The sequence below is a fragment of the Streptomyces sp. LX-29 genome (assembly GCF_029541745.1).
Taxonomy (GTDB): Bacteria; Actinomycetota; Actinomycetes; order Streptomycetales; family Streptomycetaceae; genus Streptomyces.
On the sequence record NZ_CP089746.1, the window covers coordinates 7,582,564 to 7,605,998 of the forward strand.

At 75.1% G+C, this 23,435-nt stretch carries 17 protein-coding genes; 13 read left to right on the plus strand and 4 right to left on the minus strand.

The genetic code is table 11. From position 1 onward, the window contains the following. Nucleotides 1-1,446, minus strand: a complete 1,446-nt coding sequence (locus LRS74_RS31275; RefSeq protein WP_277744158.1) for a lipase maturation factor family protein — start codon at nt 1,444-1,446, stop codon at nt 1-3. A gap of 141 nt (nt 1,447-1,587) precedes the next feature. Continuing rightward, nucleotides 1,588-3,096 carry an alpha/beta hydrolase gene (locus LRS74_RS31280; RefSeq protein ID WP_277744159.1) on the minus strand — a complete coding sequence of 503 codons (1,509 nt, stop codon included), beginning with the start codon at nt 3,094-3,096 and terminating at the stop codon, nt 1,588-1,590. A 202-nt stretch (nt 3,097-3,298) separates the two neighbouring features. On the opposite strand from LRS74_RS31280, the gene LRS74_RS31285 reads away from it, so the two are divergent. The 10 genes from LRS74_RS31285 (at nt 3,299) to LRS74_RS31330 (ending at nt 15,274) form a co-directional block, all read left to right on the plus strand. Further along, the gene (locus LRS74_RS31285; RefSeq protein ID WP_277744160.1) at nt 3,299-4,555 is read left to right on the plus strand and encodes an ATP-grasp domain-containing protein; all 1,257 of its coding nucleotides are present in this window, start codon (nt 3,299-3,301) and stop codon (nt 4,553-4,555) included. After that, nucleotides 4,552-5,361 carry a DUF364 domain-containing protein gene (locus LRS74_RS31290; protein ID WP_277744161.1) on the plus strand — a complete coding sequence of 270 codons (810 nt, stop codon included), beginning with the start codon at nt 4,552-4,554 and terminating at the stop codon, nt 5,359-5,361. The genes LRS74_RS31285 and LRS74_RS31290 overlap by 4 nt, the downstream gene beginning before the upstream one ends. Beyond that, nucleotides 5,358-6,485 (plus strand): pyridoxal-phosphate dependent enzyme, encoded by a 1,128-nt coding sequence (locus tag LRS74_RS31295; RefSeq protein ID WP_277744162.1) that lies wholly within the window; start codon nt 5,358-5,360, stop codon nt 6,483-6,485. The genes LRS74_RS31290 and LRS74_RS31295 overlap by 4 nt, the downstream gene beginning before the upstream one ends. Beyond that, nucleotides 6,482-7,552 (plus strand): dipeptide epimerase, encoded by a 1,071-nt coding sequence (locus LRS74_RS31300; RefSeq protein WP_277744163.1) that lies wholly within the window; start codon nt 6,482-6,484, stop codon nt 7,550-7,552. The genes LRS74_RS31295 and LRS74_RS31300 overlap by 4 nt, the downstream gene beginning before the upstream one ends. Further along, the gene (locus tag LRS74_RS31305) at nt 7,536-8,831 is read left to right on the plus strand and encodes an MFS transporter (protein ID WP_277744164.1); all 1,296 of its coding nucleotides are present in this window, start codon (nt 7,536-7,538) and stop codon (nt 8,829-8,831) included. Before LRS74_RS31300 ends, LRS74_RS31305 begins: the two co-directional genes overlap by 17 nt. Further along, nucleotides 8,828-9,625 carry a class I SAM-dependent methyltransferase gene (locus LRS74_RS31310; RefSeq protein WP_277744165.1) on the plus strand — a complete coding sequence of 266 codons (798 nt, stop codon included), beginning with the start codon at nt 8,828-8,830 and terminating at the stop codon, nt 9,623-9,625. Before LRS74_RS31305 ends, LRS74_RS31310 begins: the two co-directional genes overlap by 4 nt. A gap of 168 nt (nt 9,626-9,793) precedes the next feature. Further along, nucleotides 9,794-11,404, plus strand: a complete 1,611-nt coding sequence (locus LRS74_RS31315) for an ABC transporter substrate-binding protein (protein ID WP_277744166.1) — start codon at nt 9,794-9,796, stop codon at nt 11,402-11,404. Further along, a complete protein-coding gene (locus tag LRS74_RS31320; RefSeq protein WP_277744167.1) occupies nt 11,401-12,354 on the plus strand; it encodes an ABC transporter permease in 954 nt (317 codons plus the stop codon). Before LRS74_RS31315 ends, LRS74_RS31320 begins: the two co-directional genes overlap by 4 nt. 107 nt (nt 12,355-12,461) lie before the next feature. After that, on the plus strand, nt 12,462-13,442 hold the full coding sequence (locus LRS74_RS31325) for an ABC transporter permease subunit (protein WP_277744168.1): 981 nt from the start codon (nt 12,462-12,464) through the stop codon (nt 13,440-13,442). 95 nt (nt 13,443-13,537) lie between these two features. After that, nucleotides 13,538-15,274 (plus strand): ATP-binding cassette domain-containing protein, encoded by a 1,737-nt coding sequence (locus LRS74_RS31330; protein WP_277745016.1) that lies wholly within the window; start codon nt 13,538-13,540, stop codon nt 15,272-15,274. Here LRS74_RS31330 and LRS74_RS31335 read toward each other — a convergent pair. Next, a complete protein-coding gene (locus LRS74_RS31335; RefSeq protein WP_277744169.1) occupies nt 15,238-15,804 on the minus strand; it encodes a putative glycolipid-binding domain-containing protein in 567 nt (188 codons plus the stop codon). The genes LRS74_RS31330 and LRS74_RS31335 overlap by 37 nt on opposite strands. A gap of 545 nt (nt 15,805-16,349) precedes the next feature. Between LRS74_RS31335 and LRS74_RS31340 the strand changes: the two genes are divergently transcribed. Next, entirely contained in the window at nt 16,350-18,821 is a 2,472-nt protein-coding gene (locus tag LRS74_RS31340) for an excinuclease ABC subunit UvrA (RefSeq protein WP_277744170.1), read from the plus strand. Nucleotides 18,822-18,882: 61 nt separating this feature from the next. Here LRS74_RS31340 and LRS74_RS31345 read toward each other — a convergent pair whose 3' ends face one another. Beyond that, nucleotides 18,883-20,337 (minus strand): amino acid permease, encoded by a 1,455-nt coding sequence (locus tag LRS74_RS31345; protein ID WP_277744171.1) that lies wholly within the window; start codon nt 20,335-20,337, stop codon nt 18,883-18,885. 528 nt (nt 20,338-20,865) lie between these two features. Here LRS74_RS31345 and LRS74_RS31350 point away from each other — a divergent pair. Both LRS74_RS31350 and LRS74_RS31355 read left to right on the plus strand, forming a co-directional pair. Next, nucleotides 20,866-21,744, plus strand: a complete 879-nt coding sequence (locus LRS74_RS31350) for a DNA-formamidopyrimidine glycosylase family protein (RefSeq protein WP_277744172.1) — start codon at nt 20,866-20,868, stop codon at nt 21,742-21,744. Between the two features lie 261 nt (nt 21,745-22,005). Continuing rightward, complete coding sequence (locus tag LRS74_RS31355; protein ID WP_277744173.1) at nt 22,006-22,932, plus strand: aminoglycoside phosphotransferase family protein; 927 nt, start codon at nt 22,006-22,008, stop codon at nt 22,930-22,932. Nucleotides 22,933-23,435: the final 503 nt, after the last annotated feature.

The window sequence follows — 23,435 nt, forward strand, 5'->3', positions numbered from 1 at the left end:
TCAGCCCACCTCGTCGCCCGCGTGGCTCCGCCGCACCGGCGGCAGGAAGTCGCGGACCGGCGTCCGGTGCCACCACGCGCCGGTGGCGCGCAGCTCGCTCCAGGTCGTGAAGCGGTAGAGGTAGACCCGGGCCCGGACGTAGGTCGGCGGGTTGCCGGGGAAGGGGCTGGAGCGCAGCAGTCTCAGCGTCGCCCGGTCGTTGTCCAGCAGCTTGCCGACCAGCGGCACGAACCATGATCTGGCGTAGGCGGGGGAGAGCGCGGCGAACCACATCAGCCAGTCCAGCCGCAGATGGTACGGGGCGAACTGGCGCGGCAGCCGGCGCACGTCCCCCGGCTTCCCCCTGAACTCGTACTCCCGCCACACGGTGTCCTGGGTGACCACGGCCTCGTCCGTGCCCTCGATCACCACCTCGAAGCGGCTGCGGCTGATGGAGCCGAAGGCCCCGTAGGCGTTGACCAGGTGCAGCGGGTTGAAGGAGTAGTTCATCAGCTGATGGCCCGACAGCAGATTGCGGGCGGGCCAGTAGCTGAGCCACAGCGTGAAAGCGGTCACCGCCAGCACCAGTGCCGCGAACCACAGCGGGGCGGCGGGCGTCGACGGCGGCGCGGGCAGCGCCAACGCCTCGGCGGCGCGCCGGCCGTCGACCGCCGGCACCGCCAGCAGGATCGTCAGCCAGTTGAGCCAGGAGAAGTTGCCGGAGACCACCAGCCACAGCTGGGTGACGATGATCAGTCCGGCCGCCACACTCGCCACCGGCTGCGGGGTGAAGAGCAGCACGGGGAGGCCGAGCTGGGCGACGTGGTTGGCCGCGACCTCCACCCGGTGCAGCGGCCGGGGCAGGTGGTGGAAGAACCAGCTCAGCGGGCCGGGCATCGGCTGTGTCTCGTGGTGGTAGTAGAGGCAGGTCAGATCGCGCCAGCAGCGGTCCCCGCGCATCTTGATCAGCCCCGCGCCGAACTCGACCCGGAACAGCACCCAGCGCAGCAGCCACAGCACCAGCACCGGCGGGCCGGTCTCGTCGTTGCCGAGGAAGACGGCGAGGAAGCCCGCCTCCAGCAGCAGCGACTCCCAGCCGAAGCCGTACCACACCTGTCCGACGTTGACGATCGACAGGTACAGCGCCCACAGCACCGCCCACATGGCCATCGCCGCCCACAGCGGCACCGCGTCGGCCGCGCCCAGCAGCACCGCCGCCGCCAGCGCCGCACCCGACCAGGCGCAGCCGGCGAACAGCCGATCGGAGTAGCGGAGCTGGAAGAGGCTGGGGGCGCGGCGGAACGGCACCCGCTCCGTGAACTCCGGCACGGGCAACATGCCCCGCTCGCCGATCAGCGCCCGGAACTGGTTGCCGGCCACCACGAACGCCACCAGGTAGACGGCGGCCAGCCCGCGCTGGAAGACCAGCCGGCTCAGCCAGTAGTCGGCCGAGGTGAACCACTCCATACCGGCTGCTCCCTGCCCGTGTCCCCGCCTCGACGTGCGGCTATCCGTACCACCTCGACCGCCGTCGGGTCGCCTGGTACGGCCGGCGGCCCGGCGCGTTCGCCCGGCAGGGGGATCCGCGGCCGAGGGCCGCCCACCGGGTCACGGCAGGCCGGCCCCCGCGCAGTGCACGTCCCGTGCCGGCACCGCCCCGTCGACCAGGTACGCGGCCACCGCCCCGTCCACGCAGGCGTCGCCCCGGCTGGCGAAGACGCCGTGGGAGTAGTCGTCGTGCAGGGTCACCAGCCGGGAGCCGGAGAGGGCGCGGCGCAGTCGATGGGCGCCCTCGACGGGGGTGACGGGATCGTGCTCGGAGGCGACCAGCAGGACCGGCGGGAGGTTCGGGCCGCCGAGTGGGGTGCGCGCGGCCGGCCGGTGCGGCCAGTAGGCGCACACGTCCGCCTCCAGCCCGGTCAACACCGGCAGCGGGTCCAGCCGGCGGAGCCGCCGCAGCTCGGGGAGGAGCCGGCCGGCCTTCGGCCCCGGCCCGTCCGCGCACTTGACCGTGCGGTTGGCGGCCTCGTACGTCCGGGAGTCCGGGCCGTCGAAGGGGACGCCGGGGCGCAGTCCGACCACCGTGCCCTCGCGGAGGTAGCCGCGCAGCCCCTCGCCGAACGGGGCCCAGCGCTCGGTGCGGCCCAGCGTCCGGTAGACGGCCCGGTCGAAGGCCGCCGCGCCGAAGCCGTCCACCGGCCGGGCGGTGAGTCCCGCCCGCGCCCGGGTGTACCCGGCGCGCACCTCGGCCGCCGTGTCGCCCAGGCCGAAGCGGTCGTGGTGCCGGGCCAGCCAGCCGAAGAGCCGGGCGCGCTGCGCCAGCAGGGCACGGGCCTGACGCAGGTCGAAGTCGTACCAGTCCTCCGGCCCGACGACGCTGTCCAGCACCATCCGGCCGGTGCGGTGCGGGTACCGGGCGGCGTAGGCGGCCCCCAGATAGCTGCCGTAGCTGACGCCGAGGAAGGACAGCTTCGGCTCGCCGAGGGCGGCGCGTATCGCCTCCATGTCGCGGGCGGTCTCACGGGTCGACAGATGCGGCAGTGCCCCGCCCACGCCGGCGGCGCAGTCGGCGGTCATGCGGCGCAGCGCGGCGAGGTGGGCGCGCTCGGCGGCCGGCCCACGGGGGACGGGGTCGGCGCCGGGGGCGTCGGCGGCGAACAGGCCGCCCATCGGGCCGCAGTCGGCGGGCGCGCTGCGCCCGGTGCCGCGCGGGTCGAAGCCGATGACGTCGTAGCCGCGGCGCACCCGTTCCGGCAGCTTGGCGCGCTTGGTCACGGCGTACGACAGTCCGGCCCCGCCCGGTCCTCCGGGGTTGACCAGCAGGATCCCGCGCCGCTCGGCGGGCGTCCCGGAGGCCGGGACGCGGGAGACGGCGATGCCGAGGTGGCGGCCGTGCGGCCGGCGGTGGTCCAGCGGGACGCGCAGCGTGCCGCACTCGACGCGGTCCGGCGGGGCGGGGGCGGGGACGGAGGACGGGCAGGGGCCGAAGGCGATGCCGCCGGCGGTGGTGGCGTCGGCGGTGGTGGGGGCCGCGGCGGGGTGCGCGGCCGGGGGCAGCACGGTGGCGCACGCGGTCAGCGCGGCCAGCACGGCGGTGCGGCGAAGGGCGGGTGTCACGGCGGAGCTCTCTCGATCGGACGTATGTCAGTCAGTCAGATGACAATGAAAACGATTATCGATAACGTGGTGAGCGGTCAACCGCCGCCGTGACAGCGCCGTCGGTGCGCTCCGCCGCGCCCGGACGCGCCCGTCGCGCCCCGGCGGCGTCGCGGCCCCCACCGGGGCGCCGTCGACGGCCTCATCGAGACGAAGGAGAGACGTGGGTCACCTGCTGATGGTCGAGAGCTGGGTCGGGTCGATGAGCAGACTGCTGCCGCGGGCGATCCGCGAGGGCGGCCACGAGTTCACCTTCCTCACCCGCGATCTGCACCACTACCTGCGATCGGCCCCCGAGGGCACCGCCCACCCGCTGCTCGCGGCGCGCAACGTGCTGACCGCGGACACCAACGACCTCGACGCGCTGCTGCCCCAGGTCGAACGGCTCCACCACGTGCTCGGCTTCGACGGCGTCCTCACCTCCTGCGACTACTACCTGCCGGCCGTCGCCCGCATCGCCGGCCATCTCGGGCTGCCCGGCCCCGCCCCCGCCGCCGTCGAGGCCGCCTGCCGCAAGGACGCCACCCGGCAGGCGCTCTCCGCCGCCGGCGTGCCCGGCCCCCGGTACGCGGTCTGCGACGACTGGGCCGGCACCGCCGCCTCCGCCCGCGAGATCGGCTACCCCCTCGTCCTCAAGCCCGTCGACCTGTGCGCCGGGATGTACGTGCGGCGGGTGGACGACGAATCCGCGCTCTCCGCCGCCTACCGGGCCCTGGCCGACTTCCCGGTCAACGCGCGCGGCCAGCGGCGCTCCCCCCGGGTGCTGCTCGAAGAGCTCCTGGACGGGCCCGAGGTCAGCGTGGAGACCGTCTCCCACCGCGGCGCCACCCACGTCGTCGGCGTCACCGACAAGAGCGTCGGCGGCGCGCCCGCCTTCATCGAGACCGGCCACATGTTCCCCGCCGCGCTCGCCGCGGACGACGCGGCCGCCGCCGCGGACACGGCCCGCGCCGCCCTGGCCGCCCTCGGCCTGGACGACGTCGTCGCCCACACCGAGATCAAGCTCACCGCCGGCGGCCCGCGCGTGGTCGAGGTCAACCCCCGCCCCGCCGGCAACCGCATCACCGAACTGGTCCGCCACGTCACCGGCGTCGACCTCGCCGCCGCCTGCGTGGAGGTGGCGCTCGGCCGCGCACCCGAACTGACGGTGCGGGACACCGGCGTCCACAGCGCCGCCATCGGCTTCCTGGTGCCCACCGCCGCCGGCGTGCTGGAGCGGATCGACGGCGCCGCGCACCTCGACGGCGCGCCCGGCGTCCTCGAAACCCAGCTCGCCCGCCCCGGCACCACCGTCACGGCTGCCGGCAGCAACAACGACTACCTGGGACACGTCATGGCCGCCGACGCCGCCGGAACCGGCGCCCGCGCCCGCGTCGCCGAACTGCTCGCCGGCGTGCGGCCGTGTGTGGTGAGCCGATGACCACCGCCTACGACGCGCTCGTGCGCCGCGTGCGGGCCGGCGAGCTGGGCCCCGACCCGCGCCGGCGGACCGTCTCCGTCGCCTTCACCACCAGCCAGGCCGTACGCCACGCGGGGCGCGCCGGCGGCTACCGCAACGAGGTGCTCAGCCTGCGCCTGGACGAGGCCGTCGGTTCCTGCGCCGTGGAGCCGGGCGCGCTCCGCGCGAGCGCCCTGGACGACTGCGTCGGCGCCGACGTCGCCACGCTGCTGGACCACCCGCTGCGGGCGGTGCGGGTCGCCGCCCTCGACGCGTACCTCATGCACGCCACCCCGCACAGCCGACCCGCCGGCGGGGCCCGCCCCTGGCCGCTGCCGGGCGGCGACTCGCTGCTCAAGTCGCGGGCCCGCGCCCGCGCCGTCACCGAGCTGCTCGACCTGGAGCCCGGCCGCACCGTGCTGGTCGTCGGCGTCGTCAACTCGCTGCTGGAGCGGCTGCGTTCGCGCGGCCTGGCGTACATCCCCTGCGACCTCAAGGGCGGCAGCACCGAGTGGGGCGAGCCCGTCGCCACCGACGCCACCGCCCACCTCGACGGCTGCGACGCCATCCTCGCCTCCGGCATGACGCTCGGCAACGACGGCTTCGAGACGCTGCGCGCCCACGCCGCCCGGCACGACAAGCCCCTGGTGATGTTCGCGCAGACCGGCAGCGCCGTGCTGCCCCACTTCCTGGGGAACGGGGTCACCGCCGTGTGCGCCGAGCCCTACCCCTTCTTCTGGCTCGACGGCGGGCCGGGCTTCGTCTACCGCTACGGAGGCGCCCGATGACCGCGACCGCGCTCCGAGCCCCCACCGCCGACCCCGGGCTGCTCACCCTGCTGGGCCGCACCCCGCTCGCCCGCATCGGCTGCGACCTGCCCTGCCCCCAGCCCGGCTTCTTCGCCAAGCTCGAAGGGCTCGGCGCCGGCGGCATGAAGGCGCGGGCCGCCGTCTCCATGCTGCTCGGTGCCCGCGAGCGCGGCGAACTGCGCCCCGGCGCCCCGGTGGTGGAGTCCACCTCCGGCACCCTCGGCCTCGGGCTCGCCTTCGCCGGCCAGGCCCTCGGCCACCCGGTGGTGCTGGTCTGCGACGGTGAACTGGAGCCCGCCATGCGCCGCCTGCTGCGCGCCCACGGCGCCCGGCTGGAGCTCGTCGACCGCCCCGCCGCCGACGGCGGCTGGCAGGCCGCCCGGCTGGCCCGGCTGCGCGAGCTGCTGGCCGACCTGCCCGGCGCCTACTGGCCCGACCAGTACAACAACCCCGACAACGCCGCCGGCTACGCCTCGCTCGCCGCCGAACTCGCCACCGCCCTGGACCACCTCGACATCCTGGTGTGCAGCGTCGGCACCGGCGGCCACAGCGCCGGCGTCGTCGCCCCGCTGCGCCGCTACTGGCCCGCGCTGCGCCTCATCGGCGTGGACGCCACCGGCTCCACCATCTTCGGCCAGCCCGCCCGCGGCCGGCTGATGCGCGGCCTGGGCAGCAGCATCCACCCGCGCAACGTCGCCTACGAGGCGTTCGACGAGGTGCACTGGGTCGGGCCGGCCGAGGCCGTCGACGCCTGCCGCCGGCTCGCCCGCGCCAGCTTCGTCAGCGGCGGCTGGAGCACCGGCGCCGCCGCCCTGGTCGCCGCCTGGGCCGCCCGCGTCCACCCCGGCGCCGTCGTCGCCACCGTCTTCCCCGACGGCCCGCACCGCTACCTCGGCACCGTCTACGACGAGGACTACACCGCGGCCCACGGCGTCGACCCGGCCACCGCCGCCACCCGCCCCGTCGAGATCCCCCACCCCACCGCCGCCGAGGCCACCGGCTGGACCCGCTGCACCACCGTCGTCGACCCGCTGGGCGACACCGGGCCGACGGCCGCCGCCCCGGCGCCCCGCCCCGTCCCCGCAGTGGAGGCCACCCCGTGAAGAGCACCCTGCGCACCGTACGCCTCCAGCTCGCCGAACCGCTGCGCATCTCCCGCTCCGTGATGACGGCGCGGGACGCCGTCTGGCTCTCCCTCGAACACCGCGGACTGCGCGGCCACGGCGAGGCCGTGGCCAGCGCCTACTTCGGCCTCGACGCCGCCACGATCGGGCGGCTGCTCACCGACGCCGGCGGCGCGCTGGCACGGTTCGCCGACCCCGAGAGCGCGCTGGCCGCCCAGCGCGCCGGGGAACTGCTCCCGGAGGGCACCCCGCCGGCCGTCGCCGCCGCCGTCGAGTCGGCGCTGCTGGACCTCGTCGGCAAGCGCGCGGGGGCCGCGGTCCACCAACTGCTCGGCACCCTCACCCCGCCCGCCGCCGCGACCGCCCGCACCATCGGGATCACCGACCCGGAGCACGCCGCCGCGCAGGCCCGCCGGCTGGCCGCCGCCGGCTTCCGCCTGCTCAAGGTGAAGGCCGGCACGCCGGACCCGGAGGACGACCTGGCCCGGGTGGCCGCCGTCCGGCGCGCCGCCCCGGACCTCAGGCTGCTGCTCGACCCCAACGGCGCCTGGACCCCCACCGAGGCGCGGGAGCTCCTCCCGCGCTACGCCGACCTGGGCGTGGAGGCCGTGGAACAGCCCACCGCCCCCGGCGACCCCGAGGCCCTCGCCCGACTCGCCGAGGGCGCCCCCCTGCCCGTCATCGCCGACGAGGACGCCGTCGGCTACGACGACGCCCGCCGGCTGGCCGGCCGGGTGCACGGCGTCAACGTCAAGCTCGCCAAGTGCGGCGGGGTGCACGCCGCGCTGCGCATCGCCGAACTGATCGCCGGCAGCGGCACCGCGCTGATGCTGGGCTGCCTCACCGCGAGCTCGCTGGGCATCGCCCCCGCCGTCCACCTCGCCGACCGCGCCCGCTGGGTCGACCTCGACGGCCATCTGCTGCTCGCCGGCGACCCGTGGAGCGGGATCGGCGGGGCGGACGGGACCGTGCGGGCGAGCGGCCGGGCCGGCCTCGGCGTACGACCGGACCACCAAGAAGGGCACTTCCGTGAAGACGTGGCGTGAGCTGCGCGGATTTCCGTTCGCGATACGCCTGCTGTTGCTCAACCAGCTCGGTGTGAACACCGGCTTCTACCTGCTCGTCCCCTACCTCGCCACCCACCTCGGCGAGGACCTGGGCATGTCGGCGGCCGTCGTCGGCATCGTGCTCGGCGTCCGCAACCTCAGCCAGCAGGGGCTGTTCATCGTGGGCGGCTCGGCCGCGGACCGACTGGGGGCGCGCGGCGTCATCATCGCCGGGTGCGGGCTGCGCACCGTCGGCTTCGCGCTGTTCGCGCTCGGCGACGGGCTGCCGGTGCTGATCGCGGCGTCCGTGCTCAGCGGGCTCGCCGGGGCGCTGTTCAACCCCGCCGTGCGGGCGTATCTCGCGCGGGAGGCCGGGGACCGCAAGGCCGAGGCGTTCGCGCTGTTCAACGTGTTCGCCACCACCGGCGCGCTGCTCGGCCCGCTGCTCGGCAGCGTCCTGCTGCTCGTGGACTTCCGCGCCTCCGCGCTCACCGCCGCCGGAATCTTCGCGGTCCTCACCGTCGCCCAGGCGCTGGTGCTCCCGGCCCGCGAGACCCCGCCGGCGGGCGGCAGCGTGCTCGGCGACTGGCGCGAGGTCCTCGGCGACCGGGCGTTCCTCGCCTTCTCCCTCGCCATGACCGGCATGTTCACCCTGGAGAACCAGCTGTACCTGCTGCTTCCCGACGGCGCCCGGCGGGCCACCGGCTGGGAGGGGGCGGCCGGCGTCGTCTTCCTCACCGGCACCCTGGCCAACCTCGCGCTGCAACTGCGCATCACCCGCGCCCTGAAGGACCGGGGCCGCCGGACGGTGTGGATCGGCTGCGGACTCGCCCTGATGGCGCTGGCGTTCCTGCCCCCGCTGCTGACCGCCGGGGAACCGGCCGCCGAGGGCACCGGCGGGGCCGCGCTCGCGCTGCTGCCGATCCTCGCCGGGGCGCTGCTGCTCTACCTCGGACTCATGATCGCCCAGCCCTTCGTCATGGAGCTGATACCCGCCTTCGGCCGCCCCGAGCTGACCGGCACCCGTTTCGGGATCTTCTACGTCACCTCCGGGATCGCCGCCGCCCTCGGCAACACCCTCGTCGGCTGGGCCATGGACACCGGCCGGAGCGGGGCGGCCTGGCTCCCCTGGGTCTGCTGTGCCGTCTTCGGCCTCCTCTCGGCCGCCGGCGTCGGCTGGCTGCACCGCCTCCGCGCGGTGCCCGAGCACCAGCCGCCCCGCCCGGTGGCGGCGGCCGGCGGCGACACCGGCAGGCAGCGTGACGAGGTGACGACATGACGGCACGACAGGGAAACCTCCTCACCGACCACCCCGAGCTCTACGAGGCCCGCTTCCCCGACCCCGACCGGCTCGCCGCCCGCTGGGCGGAGGACCGGCTGCGGCACCACGGCGCCGGGCCGCGCGTCCTCGACCTCGGCTGTGGCACCGGCCGCGACGCGGCCCACCTGCACGCGGCCGGGCGTCGCGTGGTCGGCGCCGACACCTCCGAGGCGATGCTCGCCCACGCCCGCGACCACCACCCGGGACCCGAGTACGTCCACGCCGACCTGCGCGGGTTCGACCTGGGGGAGCGGGCGTTCGACGCGGTCGTCTGCCTGGACAGCGCCTTCCTGTACGCCCACACCAACGACGAGCTGGACGGGCTGCTGTCCTCCTGTCGACGGGCGCTCGCCCCCGGTGGGCTCTTGATCGCCGAGATGCGCAACGGCGCCTTCTTCCTCGGCCGCACCGAACTGCTCGACGCGCCCGCCGTCAGCCGCTTCACCTGGGAGGGCACCGCCTACCGCGCGGTCACCACCCTGCACGTCGACCGCGCGGCGCAACTGCTGCGCCGCCGCCGGGTGTGGACCGCCGACGACGGCCTCCCCCCGACCGAACAGCACTCCGCCTGGCGGCTGCTCTTCCCCCAGGAGCTGCGGTACGCGCTGGCCGCCCACGGATTCACGGTGCTGGCCCTGCACGACGGCCCGGGCCCGCGCACCGAGCCGCCCTGGCGGGAGGGCGATCCGGAGCCCGGCGCCACCGCCGACGGCGACCGGCTGCACCTGGTCGCCCGGCTGGCGGCTTCGTAGCGGCTTCGCAGCGGCTCCGGAACGCGACCGGCTGAGACCGGCCCGGCCCGCCGCCCACGGCGGTACGGCCTTCCGCCGCGACGGCCACCACGACGGCGCGGCCCGGCGGCCATCCGTCACCGCGCCCCACCCACCCCCCCACCACGGCACCCACCACGAGGAGATCTCATGACGCACACCCCGGACAACGAACGCCACCCCGGCCTCCACCGCCGTGGCTTCCTCGCCGCCACAGGCGGCCTGGGGATCGGCATCGGCGCGCTCGCCGTCACCGGCTGCGGCGACTCCGGCTCGGGCACCGCCGAATCCGGCACCAAGGGCGGCAAGCCCCAGCGTGGCGGACGCCTGCGGGCCGCCTTCGCCGGCGGCGGGGCCAGCGAGACCCTCGATCCACACCTGGGCAACCTGTTCGCCGACGCCGCGCGCGCCAAGGCCCTCTTCGACAAGCTGGCCGACTTCGGCGCCGACCTGTCGCCCCGGCCCCGGCTGGCCGCCCGATGGGAGCCGAACGCCGCCCTGGACCGGTGGACGATCACCCTGCGCCAGGCCGAGTTCCACGACGGCCGGCCGGTCACCGCGGAAGACGTGTTGTACAGCTACCGCCGTATCGCCGACCCGAAGAAGGCGTTCCGCGCCAAGGCGTCGCTGGAACCCATCGACCTCGACGCCAGCCGGGCGACCGGACCGCGGACCCTGGAGTTCCGGCTCAAGCGGCCGACCGCCGAATTCCCCAACATACTCGCCGCCTTCGGCGCGTACATCGTTCCCAAGGGATCCGGTGAGAAGGGCGAGTTCGACCGGCGCCCGATCGGCTCCGGCCCCTTCCGCTTCGAGTCCTTCGCCCCCGGCCGCTCCGCCGTCTTCCGGCGCAACGAGGAGTACTGGGACGGCGCCCCCTACCTGGACGAGCTGGAATTCGTGGTCGCCAACGAGGAGTCGGCGCGGATCAACGCGCTGCTCGGCGGACAGATCGAGTACGCCCACGAGCTCAACCCCACCACCGCCCGTGCCCACCAGGACGGCGGCCGGATCGAGATCGTACGGCTGCGCAACAGCGCCATGCAGGCGTTCGCGATGAAGACCGACCGGGCGCCCTTCGACGACAAGCGGGTCCGCGAGGCGTTCTTCCTCATCGCCGACCGCAAGGAGCTGATCGACGGGGCGCTGTCCGGGGCCGGTGAGATCGGCAACGACCTGTTCGGTAAGGGGTACACGTACTACGCCGACGGGCTGCCGCAGCGCGAACAGGACCTGGACCGGGCCCGCCACCTCCTCAAGAAGGCCGGCGCCGAGGACCTGCGGATCACCCTGGACACCTCCGACGTGGCGGCCGGCTTCACCGAGGCGGCCGGGATCTTCCGCGACCAGGCCGCCAAGGCCGGCGTGCGGATCAAGGTCAGGACCGGCAGCAAGGACAGCTACTGGGCCGACATCCTGGACTCCGGCACCCTGTGCTGCTACCGCTCCGGCGCCATGCCCATCGAGTCGCACATCTCCCAGCGGCTGCTCACCGACTCCACCACCAACGCCACCCACTGGCGGCACAAGGACTTCGACGCCCTCTACCAGCAGGCCCAGTCCACCAGGGACGACCAGCGGCGGGCCGCGCTCTACGAGAGGATGCAGCGCCGACTGCACGCCGAGGGCGGCTTCCTGGTGTGGGGCTTCGCCGACTGGATCGTCGGCACGGCCCGCACGGTGCGCGGCGTCGAGCGCCAGGCGCCGGCCAACACCCTGGACTGGGCGCGGTTCGACAAGGTCTGGCTGGCGACGGCGTGACCGGACTGCGCGGCTGGCTCGTCCGGCGGCTGCTGCTCGGTGCCGTGCAGATCGCGGCCGTGGTGCTGTTGGTCTTCGCGCTCACCGAGGCGCTGCCGGGCGACGCCGCCACCTCGCTGGCGGGCGACCAGCCCGACCCCGCGCGGATCGCCGCCATCCGGGCCGAGATGGAGCTCGACCGGCCGGCACACCAACGGCTGCTCGACTGGGCGGCCGGACTGCTCCACGGCGACCTCGGCACCTCGCTGGTCTCCGGCCGCCCGGTCACCACCTACCTCGGCGACGGCTTCGGCCCCACACTGCTGCTGGCCTCCCTCACCCTGGCGCTGCTGGTGCCGATCGCGCTGGGCCTCGGGGTGCTGGTGGCGAGCCGCGCGGGCGGCCGCACCGACCGGCTGATCGCCTCGGTCACCCTCGGGGTGTACGCGGTGCCGGAGTTCGCCCTCGGCGTGCTGCTGGTCACCGTCTTCGCGCTGCGCCTGGACTGGCTGCCGCCGACCGCCGTGGGCTACGGCACCGACCTGCTCGACCACCCCGCCGTGCTGGTGCTGCCGGTGCTGGTGCTGCTCTCCCGGCCGGTGTGCTCCCTCAGCCGACTGGTGCGGGCCGGGATGATCGACGCGCTGGCCGCGCCGCACGCCGCGCAGGCCCGTCGCTACGGCCTCTCCGAGACCCGCGTCCGCTACGCCCACGCCCTGCCGAACGCCATCGCGCCCGCGGCGCAGCAACTCGCCCGCACCGTCGACTGGCTGCTGTGCGGGGTGATCGTGGTGGAGGCGCTGTTCGTCATCCCGGGCCTGGGCACGGTGCTGATGAACGGGGTCGCGGAACGGGACCTCCCGGTCGTCCAGGGGCTCGCGGTGGTCTTCGGCGTCATCGCCGTCGTCCTCAACCTCGCCGCCGACCTCGTCGCGCGGCGCTTCTCCCCGCGGACGGAGGTGGCGGCGTGACCGAGCGTCCCCTCACCCCGCCTCAGCCGACACCGGCGGATCCCGGGCCCGGCGTGTCGCATACCCCGTCGGTGGCCCCTGGCGCTGGTGTGTCGGACACCTCGTCGGTGGCCGCCGGCACTGGCGTGTCGCACCCCCCGCCGGCCGCCCCCGACACCGGCGTGTCGGGCTCCTCGTCGCCCGGCCCCCGACCGGACACCCGCGCGTCGCGGATGTCGACCCGGTTCGGCCCGCGATGGTCGGGTCCTGCCGGCTCCGGCTCCGGCTCCCGCGCGGCGCGGCCCGGCCGCTATGCGCTCGGCGCCGTCCTGGTGAGCGTACCCCTGCTGCTCGCCCTGCTGGGGCCGCTGTTCGCCGGCGCCCCGGGGCCGCGTGCGGCCTCCTTCACCCTCGGCGGCGGCCACTGGCTGGGCACCGACTTCGTGGGCCGCGACGTCTGGCGACAGGTGCTGCTCGGCGGGGAGTCCGTGGTGCTGGTCGCCCTCGCGGCCACCGCGCTGGCCTACGCGGTGGCGCTGCCGCTCGGCCTGGGCGCCGCGCTCACCCACCGGTCCTGGCTGGAGGAGTCGCTGATGCGACCGCTGGACGTGCTGCTCGCGGTGCCGTCCCTGCTGGTGGTCCTGTTGGTGGCCGCCGTCAGCGAACCGGGGGCGGCCGGCCTCGCGCTGCTGGTCGCGCTGGTCAACATCCCCGACGCGGCCCGTATCGTCCGGGCCGCGGCGGCGCAGGCGGCCGCCAGCCCCGCCGTGGAGGCGCTGCGCATGCAGGGCGAGAGCCGGTGGCGGATCGCCTTCGGCTTCGTCGGCCGCTCCCTGCTGCGCACTCTCGCCGCGGATGCCGGCGTACGCCTCACCGGCGTGCTCTACCTCGTCGCCACGGCCGCCTTTCTGGGCGTGGGCGTCGCCCCCGACGCCGCCGACTGGGCGGTCATGGTCGACCGCAACCGCACCGGCCTCTTCGTCCAACCCTGGGCGGTCGTCGTGCCCGCGCTGCTGATCGTGGCCCTGTCGACGGGCACCAACCTGCTCTTCGACGCCGCCCTCGACGGCGGTCGCCGAAGCGAGAAGCGAAAGGAGCCGCGCCGGTGAACCCCACAGCGGACGACGCGATACCGGATCCCCCGACACCTCCCGCGGCGGCGGTGCGGGAGGGCACGGCCTCGGTGACCGCCGCGCGGCAGCCGGTGGCGGAGGTCGAGGACCTGCGCGTCGAGGTCGACGGCCGCGCGATCGTCGACGGCGTCTCCCTCCGCCTCATGCCCGGTCGGATCACCGCCCTCGTCGGCGCCTCCGGCAGCGGCAAGACGACCACCGGCCGCGCCCTGCTCGGGGAGTACCCCGAGACCGCGCGGGTGACGGGACGGGTGCGTGGGCCGGGGCGTGGCCTGGTCGGCTATGTGCCGCAACACCCGGCCTCCGTACTCAACCCGGCGCGCCGCGTCGGGGCCCTGCTCTTCGACATCGCCCGCGCGCGGACGGCGGAGGGGCCCCGGCGCGCGCGGCGGGCCGCGGCGCGGGAGCGGGTGCTGGACGCGCTGGCCCTCGCCCAGTTGCCGGACGGCGCCGAACTGGTCCGGCGCCACCCGCACCAGCTCTCGGGCGGCCAGCAGCAGCGCGTCGTCATCGCGCATGCCCTGCTGTCGGGCGCGCGCCTCGTGGTCGCCGACGAGCCGACCACCGGACAGGACGCGCTGACCAAGCGGCGCGTCGTGGCGGAGCTGGCCGCGCTCGCGGACCGGGGCATCGCGGTGCTGCTGCTCAGCCACGACCTGGAGGCGGTGCGGGAACTCGCCGACGAGGTCCTGGTGATGAAGGACGGGCACGTGGTGGAGTCCGGCCCGGCCGAGCGGCTGTGGCGTGCCCCGCGCCACGCCTGGACCCGCACCTTCCTGTCCGCCGCCGCCCGCCCCGAGCCGGCGGCGGCCATCGGACCGGACGCCCCTGCTCGCCGTGCGCCGGCCGAGCCCGCTGGGCTGACCGCCCTGGTGCGCCCTGAGCGGGTCGAGCCTGCCGGGTCGGGGGCGGTTGTTCGTCTTGAGCGGGTCGAGCCCGCCGGGTCGGACGCGGCTGTTCGTCCCGGGCCGGTCGAGCCCGCCGAGCCCGCTGGGCTGGATGATCCCGCGCGCCCCGAGTCGGCCGCGCCCCTGCTCCGGGTCTGTTCCCTCACCGCCAGACATGGCTCGGCCGTCGTTCTCCGGGACGCCGCGCTGTCCGTGCGGGCGGGGGAGTGCCTGGCCGTGGTCGGGCGCTCGGGAAGCGGCAAGACGACGCTCGCGCGGTGCGTGGCGGGGCTGCACCGGGAGTACGCGGGGGAGGTGCTGCTCGACGGCGTGGCGCTGCCGCGGAGTCTGCGGGACCGGAGCCGCGATCAGCTCGCCGCCGTGCAGTACGTGTTCCAGGACGCGCACGCCGCGTTCGACGGGCACCGCGCGGTGCTGGACCAGGTGGCCCGCACGGCGGTGCGGCTGCGCGGCCTCGGCGCGGACGAGGCGACGGCGGAGGCGCTGGAGACCCTGCGCGGGACGGGACTCGCCGCGGAGCTGGTCCGGCGGCGCCCGGGCGCGCTGTCCGGCGGCGAGCTCCAGCGGGCCGCGCTGGCCCGCGCGTTGCTGGCCCGGCCCCGCGTCCTGATCTGCGACGAGGTCACGTCCGGGCTCGACCCGGTCACCCGGCGGGACGTCCTCGACCTGCTCGCCGCCCTGCCGCGCGAACGGCGGGGAATGGCGCTGCTGCTCATCACCCACGATCTGGACGCGGCGGCGCTCGGCGGACGCGTCGTGGTGCTGGACGGCGGCGAGGTCGTGGAGAGCGGCCCGACCCGGGAGGTGCTGGCCGCGCCCCGGCACCCGTTCACCGCCGCGCTGGTGACGGCTGCCGGACGGGCTCAGTCCGCGCGCAGCAGGTGCCCGATGCCCGGATAGGTCAGCACCAGCCCGTCGCGGCTGAACTCGATGTCGCTGCTGAAGTCGCCGGAGGTGTAGCGGATGCGGGCGCCCCGCGCGGTCAGGCTGATGTGCTCGTAGGTCTGCGCCGACGGCCGGACCGTGAGGTCGGGCACCGACACCCAGGCCATCAGGAAGTCACGGCGGCCGGGCCCGGTGTGCAGCTGGTGGCGGAGCGTCGGCATGGCATTGGTCAGCGGGGACAGCCCCAGGTCGCAGTCGAGGGCACCGGCCACCTCGGGCAGCGGCTTGCCGTCGGCCGTCCAGGTCCCGCCGTCGCGGCGCAGGTCCAGCCGGTGGGTGGCGGAGGGGGTCTCGGCGGTCACCTGGAGCCGGCGCGTCACATAGCCCTGCCCGGTCTCCAGCTCGTACGTCATCCAGTACGGTCTCGGCCGCAATCCCAGCACCCGGCCGCGGGCCCGCAGCCCGGTGCCGGAGAGGGTGACCCACGCCGTCTCGTATCCGCCGCTCTCGGTGACCGCCCAGGTCAGGACGTGCTGATCGGTCATCGGTCTCCTCGGGACGATGCGAGCGGGACAGCGCGGCCGGACGGTGCGGGGCCACCGCCACAGCGCAGGCTACCCGCGTGGGGTGCCCGCCGCCCCGCATCGGGACAGGCGGCTCCGACCGCCGAGGCGACGCCGCCGCGGCGATGTCGCCAGGAAGATGCCGCTGGTGCGACCGGACGCGACCGGCCGGCGGCCGGATGCGATCGGCGGGGCGGCCGGTCCGATCGCCGAGTCGCTCCACCACGCCAGACCAGGCGCTCCAACGCACCCACGAAGGCGGTCCATCACGTTCGCCGAGGCGATCGACCACGCTCGCGGAGGTGATCGACCACGTCGCCGAGGTGATCGACCACGTCGCCGAGACGAGCGACCGCGGTCACCGGGGCGATCCCTCACCCCCGCTGAGGCGATCGACGCCGCTCGTGGACGCGATCGCCCACGCTCGCCGAGACGAGCGCCCACGCTCGCGAGACGAGCGCCCACGCTCGCCGAGGCGCTCCACCGCGCTCGCCGAGGCACCCTTCCGATCACTTAGGATCGCCAGAATGGCACCTCACGCACCTCATGACCCGTTCGTCCGCGTCCGCGGTGCCCGTGTGCACAATCTGCGCTCCGTCGACGTGGACGTTCCGCGCGACGCGCTCGTCGTCTTCACCGGCGTGTCGGGCTCCGGGAAGTCCTCGCTGGCCTTCGGCACCCTCTACGCGGAGGCGCAGCGGCGCTATCTGGAGTCCGTCTCGCCGTACGCCCGCCGGCTGATCCACCAGACCGAGGCGCCCAAGGTGGCGGAGGTCACCGGGCTGCCGCCGGCGGTGGCGCTGGAGCAGCGGCGCTCCGCGCCCACCTCGCGTTCCTCCGTCGGCACCGTCACCACCCTGTCGAACTCGCTGCGGATGCTGTTCTCGCGGGCCGGCACCTACCCGCCGGGCAGTACCGGCCGGCTGGACTCCGACGCCTTCTCGCCGAACACCGCGGCCGGCGCCTGCCCCGAGTGCCACGGGCTGGGCACGATCCACCAGGTCACCGAGGAGTCCCTGGTCCCCGACCCGTCGCTGAGCATCCGCCAGGGCGCCATCGCTGCCTGGCCCGGCGCCTGGCAGGGCAAGAACCTCCGCGACATCCTCGGTGCGCTCGGGTACGACCTCGACGTCCCCTGGCGCGAGCTGCCGCCGGAGGACCGCCGGTGGATCCTCTTCACCGACGAACAGCCCGTCGTCACCGTCCACCCCGAGCGCGAGGCCCACCGCATCCAGCGCCCCTACAAGGGCACCTACATGAGCGCCCGGCGCTACGTGCTGCACACCTTCGCGGACTCCAAGAGCCAGACGCTGCGCACCCGGGTGGGGCGGTTCATGGTGAGCGCGCCCTGCCCGGTGTGCCGGGGGCGGCGGCTGCGCGCCGAGGCGCTGGCCGTCACCTTCGCCGGACACGACATCGCGGCGCTGGCCGCGCTGCCGCTGACCGCGCTCGCGCGTGTGCTCGCCCCCGCCGTCGACGGCGCCGACGAGACCGCGGCGACGCTCGCCCACGACCTCGTCGCGCGCATCGAGGTGCTGACCGAGCTGGGGCTCGGCTATCTCAGCATGGACCGCGCCACGCCCACCCTCTCCGCGGGCGAGCTCCAGCGCCTGCGGCTGGCCACCCAGTTGCGCTCCGGCCTGTTCGGGGTGGTCTATGTGCTGGACGAGCCCTCGGCGGGGCTGCACCCGGCCGACAGCGCGGCCCTGTTGACCGTCCTGGACCGGCTCAAGGCCGCCGGGAACTCGCTGTTCGTCGTCGAGCACCACATGGACGTGGTGCGGCGCGCCGACTGGATCGTCGACGTCGGCCCGCGCGCCGGTGAGCTCGGCGGCGAGATCCTCTACAGCGGGCCCGTGCCCGGCCTGGCGGACGTCGCGGCCTCGGCCACCCGCCGCTACGTCTTCCCGGACGGGGAAGAAGGGGCCGTACGCGAGCCCCGCACCCCGGCCGGCTGGCTGCGGCTGCACGGCGTGACCCGGCACAATCTGCGCGACGTCGACGCCGAGGTGCCGCTGGGCGTGTTCACCGCCGTCACCGGGGTCTCCGGCTCGGGCAAGTCCACCCTCATCTCCCAGGTGCTCGCCGACGCGCTCGCCGAACACCTGGGCCTGGCCGGAGCGGAGGCCGAGGAACCGGAGCAGCCGGGCGCCGCCGCCCGCCCCGGCCTCGCCGACCTGCGGGCCGTCAGCGGCCTGGACGCCGTCGACCGGCTGGTACGGGTCGACCAGAAGCCCATCGGCCGCACCCCGCGCTCCAACCTCGCCACCTACACCGGCCTCTTCGACGCCGTGCGCAAGCTGTTCGCCGGCACCGAGGAGGCCCGCGCCCGGGGCTTCAACGCCGGGCGGTTCTCCTTCAACGTCGCCGGCGGCCGCTGCGACACCTGTCAGGGCGAGGGCTTCGTCGCCGTGGAGCTGCTCTTCCTGCCCGGCACATACGCCCCCTGCGCGGACTGCCGGGGCGCCCGCTACAACGCCGCGACACTCGAGGTCGGCTACCGAGGCGCCTCCATCGCCGACGTGCTGGGCATGACGGTCGACGCCGCGGCCGACTTCCTCGCCGACGTCCCGGCCGCCGCCCGCGGCCTGCGCGCCCTGCGCGAGGTGGGGCTGGGCTATCTGCGGCTGGGGCAGCCCGCCACCGAGCTGTCCGGCGGCGAGGCACAGCGCATCAAGCTCGCCACCGAACTCCAGCGCACCCGACGCGGCCACACCGTCTACCTGCTGGACGAGCCCACCACCGGGCTGCACCCGGCCGACACCGAGCTGCTGCTGCGTCAGCTGCACGGTCTGGTCGACGCGGGCCACTCCGTGGTGGTGGTCGAGCACGACATGGCGGTGGTCGCCGGCGCCGACTGGGTCATCGACCTCGGCCCCGGCGGCGGGGACGAGGGCGGCCGCGTCGTCGTGAGCGGCCCGCCCGCCACGGTGGCCCGCGCCGCGGCGAGCCGCACCGCCCCGTACCTGGCCGGGGCGGTGCGCGGACCGCAGCGCTGAGGAGCCGCCGAGGTCCCCCGGAGGTGTGGCCCGCCGGCCGTGTCGACGGGCCGGCGCGGCGCTACAGTTCGCCGCCGGGGATCGCGCGGCGGCGCGCCTCCGCCTCCTCCTTGGCCAGCTCCGACTTCCGGTAGCCGTAGGCGAAGTAGATGACCGCGCCGATGGCGAACCAGATGGCGAACCGCACCCAGGTCCGCCAGTCCAGGTAGGTGGTCAGCCAGATGGAGGAGGCGACCCCGACCAGGGGCACCAGCGGCATCCACGGACAGTAGAACTGGCGTGGCAGCTCGGGCCGTCGGTAGCGCAGCATGATGACGGAGACGCAGACCACCACGAAGGCCAGCAGGATGCCGATGTTGGTGAGCTCCGCCGCCTCGCCGATCTTGACGAAGCCGGCGATGCCCGCCGAGGCGAAGCCGACGATCCAGGTGACCCGGGTGGGTACGTGCCGGGTCGGGTGGGTCTTGGCGAACCAGTGCGGCAGCAGGCCGTCGCGGCTCATGGAGAACCAGACCCGGGTGACGCCCAGCATGAAGGTGAACATGACGGTGAGGATGCCGATGATCGCGCCCACCGCGATCACATCGGCGACGCCGCTGAGCCCCACCGCCTTGAAGGCGCTGGAGAAGCCGCTCTCCGGGTCGATGTCCGTGTAGTTCTGCATGCCGGTCAGCACCAGGCAGGCCAGCACGTACAGCACCATCGAGATGCCCAGCGAGTACAGGATCGCCTTCGGCATGTGCCGCTGCGCGTCCTTGGACTCCTCGGCCGCCGTACTCATCGCGTCATAGCCGAAGACCGCGAAGAAGACGGTCGCGGCGCCGGTGAACGCGCCGCCGAGGCCATAGGGGAAGAACGGCGTGTAGTTGTCGGTGTTGATGTGGAAGAAGCCGATCACGATGACCAGCAGCACCACCGCGACCTTCAACACCACCACGACCATCTCGAACCGGGCCGCGCTCTTGATGCCCAGGTTGAGCAGGTACGCCACGAACAGGCACAGGATCACGGCGAAGAGGTCGACCCGATGGCCCGGCCCGGTGCCCGGCGCGCCCAGCATCCAGGCCGGCAGGTCCGCGCCCATCTCGCCCACCAGGAACGAGAAGTAGCCGGAGATGCCGATCGCGACGACCGCGACGATCGCCGTGTACTCCAGCAGCAGGTCCCAGCCGATGAACCAGCCCGCGAACTCGCCGAGGACCGCGTAGCCGTAGGTGTAGGCCGAGCCCGCCTTCGGGATGAGCCCGGCGAACTCCGCGTAGCTGAAGGCGGCCGCCGCGCTCGCCACGCCGGCGATGAGGAACGAGATGAGCACCGCCGGTCCTGCGGTGCCGTTGGCGACCGCGCCCGCCAGCGTGAAGATACCGGCGCCGATGATGCCGCCGACACCGATGGCGGTGAGCTGCCACAGCCCCAGGGTGCGGGTCAGCCGCTCGCTCGTGGCCCCCTCGGGCTCCTCGATGTGGTCGATCGGTTTCTGGCGCAGTACGCCCGATCCCATTCGGAGTCTGGCCATGGTCTGTCCTCTCCGCCGACGCCGACTGCTGACGGCCGATGATGATGAAGCAGCCCGGAGGCCGTGGGAAGGCACCGCGCTGGACCATGGCCGGTTCCGGGCCCCGGCGCCGGCGGGGGTCGGCGGCGGGCGTGACCGGCCGGCGGCCGACGCCTCACGCCCGGCGGCCGACGCCTCACGCCCGGCGGCCGACGCCTCACGCCCGGCGGCCGAGGCCCGGCGCCTGGCGGCCGACGCCTGGCGCCTGGCGGTCGGGGCCTGGCGTGGCGCGGGTCGCCGGCCGTGCCACCCGCGGCCCCCGCGGCACCGGGGGCGTGTGCGCCGCCGCGGCCCGTGCGCCGGGTGCGGCGACCGGCCGCGCGGTGCCGACGGCGGGACTGCGGTCCGCCCCGCTCACCAGCCTCGTCCTGCGCGCTCCGCGCGGTGTCGGCCATGCACGCACCGTAGTCAGCCTCGGCCATCGGCGCAGCCGGGGCGTGGTATGCGGGTGATCGGGCGGACGCGGGGGCGCTGCGGCACACTGGTCACATGCCGGAGCTGCCCGAGGTCGAGGCACTCGCCGGGTACGTGGCCGAACACGCGGTCGGCCGGGAGATCGCCCGGGTGTACCCGGTCGCGATCAGCGTGCTCAAGACGTACGACCCGCCGCTGACGGAGCTGGAGGGCCGCTCCCTCACGGCCGCCGGGCGATACGGAAAGTTCCTGCACCTCGCCACCGGCGACGGCCCCCACCTGGTGATGCACCTCGCCCGCGCCGGCTGGCTGCGCTGGCGGGACGAGCTCCCGCCGGAGCCGCCGCGCCCCGGCAAGGGGCCGCTGGCGCTGCGGGTGCGGCTGGTCGAGCGGGAGGGCGCGGCCGGAGCCGGCTTCGACCTCACCGAGGCCGGCACGAAGAAGGGGCTCGCCGTCTACTGCGTCCGCGACCCGCGGGACGTCCCCGGCGTCGCCCGCCTGGGCCCCGACCCGCTCGACGCCGCCTTCGACTACGCCGCCTTCGCCGCCCTGCTGCGCGGCCAACGGCACCGGATCAAGGGCCTGTTGCGCGACCAGTCCGTCATCGCGGGCATCGGCAACGCCTACTCCGACGAGATCCTGCACGCCGCTCGCCTCTCGCCCTACCGCCTGGCCGACGACCTCACCGCGGAGGAGACGGCCACCCTCTACGAGGCGATGGGAACCACCCTGCGGGACGCCGTCGAACGGTCACGCGGTCTGGCGGCGGGGGAGCTGAAGGCGGAGAAGAAGACCGGCCTCCGGGTGCACGGCCGGACCGGCCAACCCTGCCCGGTCTGCGGTGACACCATCCGCGAGGTGTCCTTCAGCGACTCCGCGCTCCAGTACTGCCCCACATGCCAGACCGGCGGCAAGCCCCTGGCCGACCGACGACTGTCACGCCTGCTGAAGTAGCTTCCGGGTACGTGAGAGAGGTGGGCCGACCAGGGAGACCGCGAGGCGTGTGGCGGCCGGGGGTGGGCGGTCGGCCGCGCGGTGGGGTGCCGGCCAGGTGGGAGGTGAGCCGCTGCGCGGACGCCGTGGAATTCACCCCCTTGACGTGATCGCGTTCGATTAGGCTGAGGCCATGCTTTGACGCCTGCCCGGCATCCGGGCACCCCCGTGACTCCTTCGTCCGTCGCATACCGATCCGCGTCCCACGAAGGAGACCTTTCCATGAACACGTCGACCACCATCGACGTACCCGACGCCTTCGCGGCGTCCTACGGCGCACACGACCCCCAGGCGCGGGCCTGGGTCACCGCGCTGCCGCGACTCGCAGCCGACCTGCTCGACCGCTGGGAGCTGCGACTCGACGGCAGGGCCGCGTACGGCATGGCCTCGCTCGTCCTCCCGGTGCTCCGGGCCGACGGCACTCCCGCCGTGCTCAAGCTCCAGGAGCTCCGGGAGGAGACCGCCGGTGCCGCCGCCGGGCTGCGGGCGTGGCGGGGCGAGGGCGTGGTGCGCCTGCTCGACCACGACGAGGCCAGCGGCACCCAACTGCTGGAACGGCTGGACGGGTCCCGCTCCCTGTCCTCGGTCACCGACGACGCCGCCGCCATGCGGATCCTGGCCGCGCTGATGGCCCGTCTGGCCTCGGTACCGGCCCCCGACGGCCTGCGGCGGCTGTCCGACATCGCCGCCGCCATGCTCGACGAGGTCCCGCGGGCCGTGCCCGCCCTGCGCGACCCCGCCGAACGGCGCCTGGTGCGGACCTGCGCGTCGGCCGTGGCCGAACTGATCGGTGAGTCCGGCGACCGCCTGCTGCACTGGGACCTGCACTACGACAACGTCCTCGCCGGCGAGCGGGAGCCCTGGCTGGCCATCGACCCCGAACCGCTGGCCGGTGATCCCGGGTTCGAGCTGCTGCCGGCGTTGGACAACCGGTGGGACGAGGTGACGGCGACGGGCGACGTGGCGCGGGCGGTGCTCCGCCGCTTCGACCTGCTGACCGAGGCCGTCGGCCTCGACCGGGAGCGGGCCACCGGCTGGACCCTCGGCCGGGTGCTGCAGAACGCGCTGTGGGACGTCGAGGACGGCAAGACGTCGCTGGAGCCGGCCCAGGTCGCCATCGCCACGGCTCTGCTGCGCCGTTCGGCATAGGGCCGCGGCGGATGGCGCCGAGTCGTCCGCCGGGTGGCCTGCTGGGCCACCACCTGCTGAAGCCCGCCTGCTGGGAGCGCGCCGCCCGGCTCCTGTGCTGTCTGGTTCCTTTACTGCCCGAAGCCCGCCCCACCTGCGCCGCGCAAGGCTCGCGCTGTGGCGCCCGCGCCGTGGGCGGCTGGGCACCGGGGCACGGTCCGTGCCCCGGCGGCGTCGCGCGCCGTAGGGCCTTCGCGCCCCGTGGCCGTGCCCTCGCGCGGGCTCCCGGGCTCAAGGGCAGCCGGGTGCTCGCGCGGGGAGCCGGGCCCTCGCTCGGGCCGTCGGGCCGCACCGCGCGGGCTGTGGCGCGGGCCGTCGGGCTCAAGGGCAGCCGGGTGCTCGCGCGGGGAGCCGGGCCCTCGCTCGGGCTGTCGGGCCGCCCCCGCGCGGGCTGTCAGAGCCGCCCCGCGCGGGCCCGCTCGCCGGGTGAGCCCGTCCAAGGACCGGCCACCGGGCCGGAGCGC

What these genes read in the sequence shown, in the direction of transcription:
- LRS74_RS31275 (WP_277744158.1), bottom strand. Translation starts at nt 1,446, where the DNA reads ATGGAGTGGTTCACCTCGGCCGACTACTGGCTGAGCCGGCTGGTCTTC.
- LRS74_RS31290 (WP_277744161.1), top strand. Translation starts at nt 4,552, where the DNA reads ATGACCACCGCCTACGACGCGCTCGTGCGCCGCGTGCGGGCCGGCGAG.
- LRS74_RS31295 (WP_277744162.1), top strand. Translation starts at nt 5,358, where the DNA reads ATGACCGCGACCGCGCTCCGAGCCCCCACCGCCGACCCCGGGCTGCTC.
- LRS74_RS31310 (WP_277744165.1), top strand. Translation starts at nt 8,828, where the DNA reads ATGACGGCACGACAGGGAAACCTCCTCACCGACCACCCCGAGCTCTAC.
- LRS74_RS31315 (WP_277744166.1), top strand. Translation starts at nt 9,794, where the DNA reads ATGACGCACACCCCGGACAACGAACGCCACCCCGGCCTCCACCGCCGT.
- LRS74_RS31335 (WP_277744169.1), bottom strand. Translation starts at nt 15,804, where the DNA reads ATGACCGATCAGCACGTCCTGACCTGGGCGGTCACCGAGAGCGGCGGA.
- LRS74_RS31340 (WP_277744170.1), top strand. Translation starts at nt 16,350, where the DNA reads ATGGCACCTCACGCACCTCATGACCCGTTCGTCCGCGTCCGCGGTGCC.
- LRS74_RS31345 (WP_277744171.1), bottom strand. Translation starts at nt 20,337, where the DNA reads ATGGCCAGACTCCGAATGGGATCGGGCGTACTGCGCCAGAAACCGATC.
- LRS74_RS31350 (WP_277744172.1), top strand. Translation starts at nt 20,866, where the DNA reads ATGCCGGAGCTGCCCGAGGTCGAGGCACTCGCCGGGTACGTGGCCGAA.
- LRS74_RS31355 (WP_277744173.1), top strand. Translation starts at nt 22,006, where the DNA reads ATGAACACGTCGACCACCATCGACGTACCCGACGCCTTCGCGGCGTCC.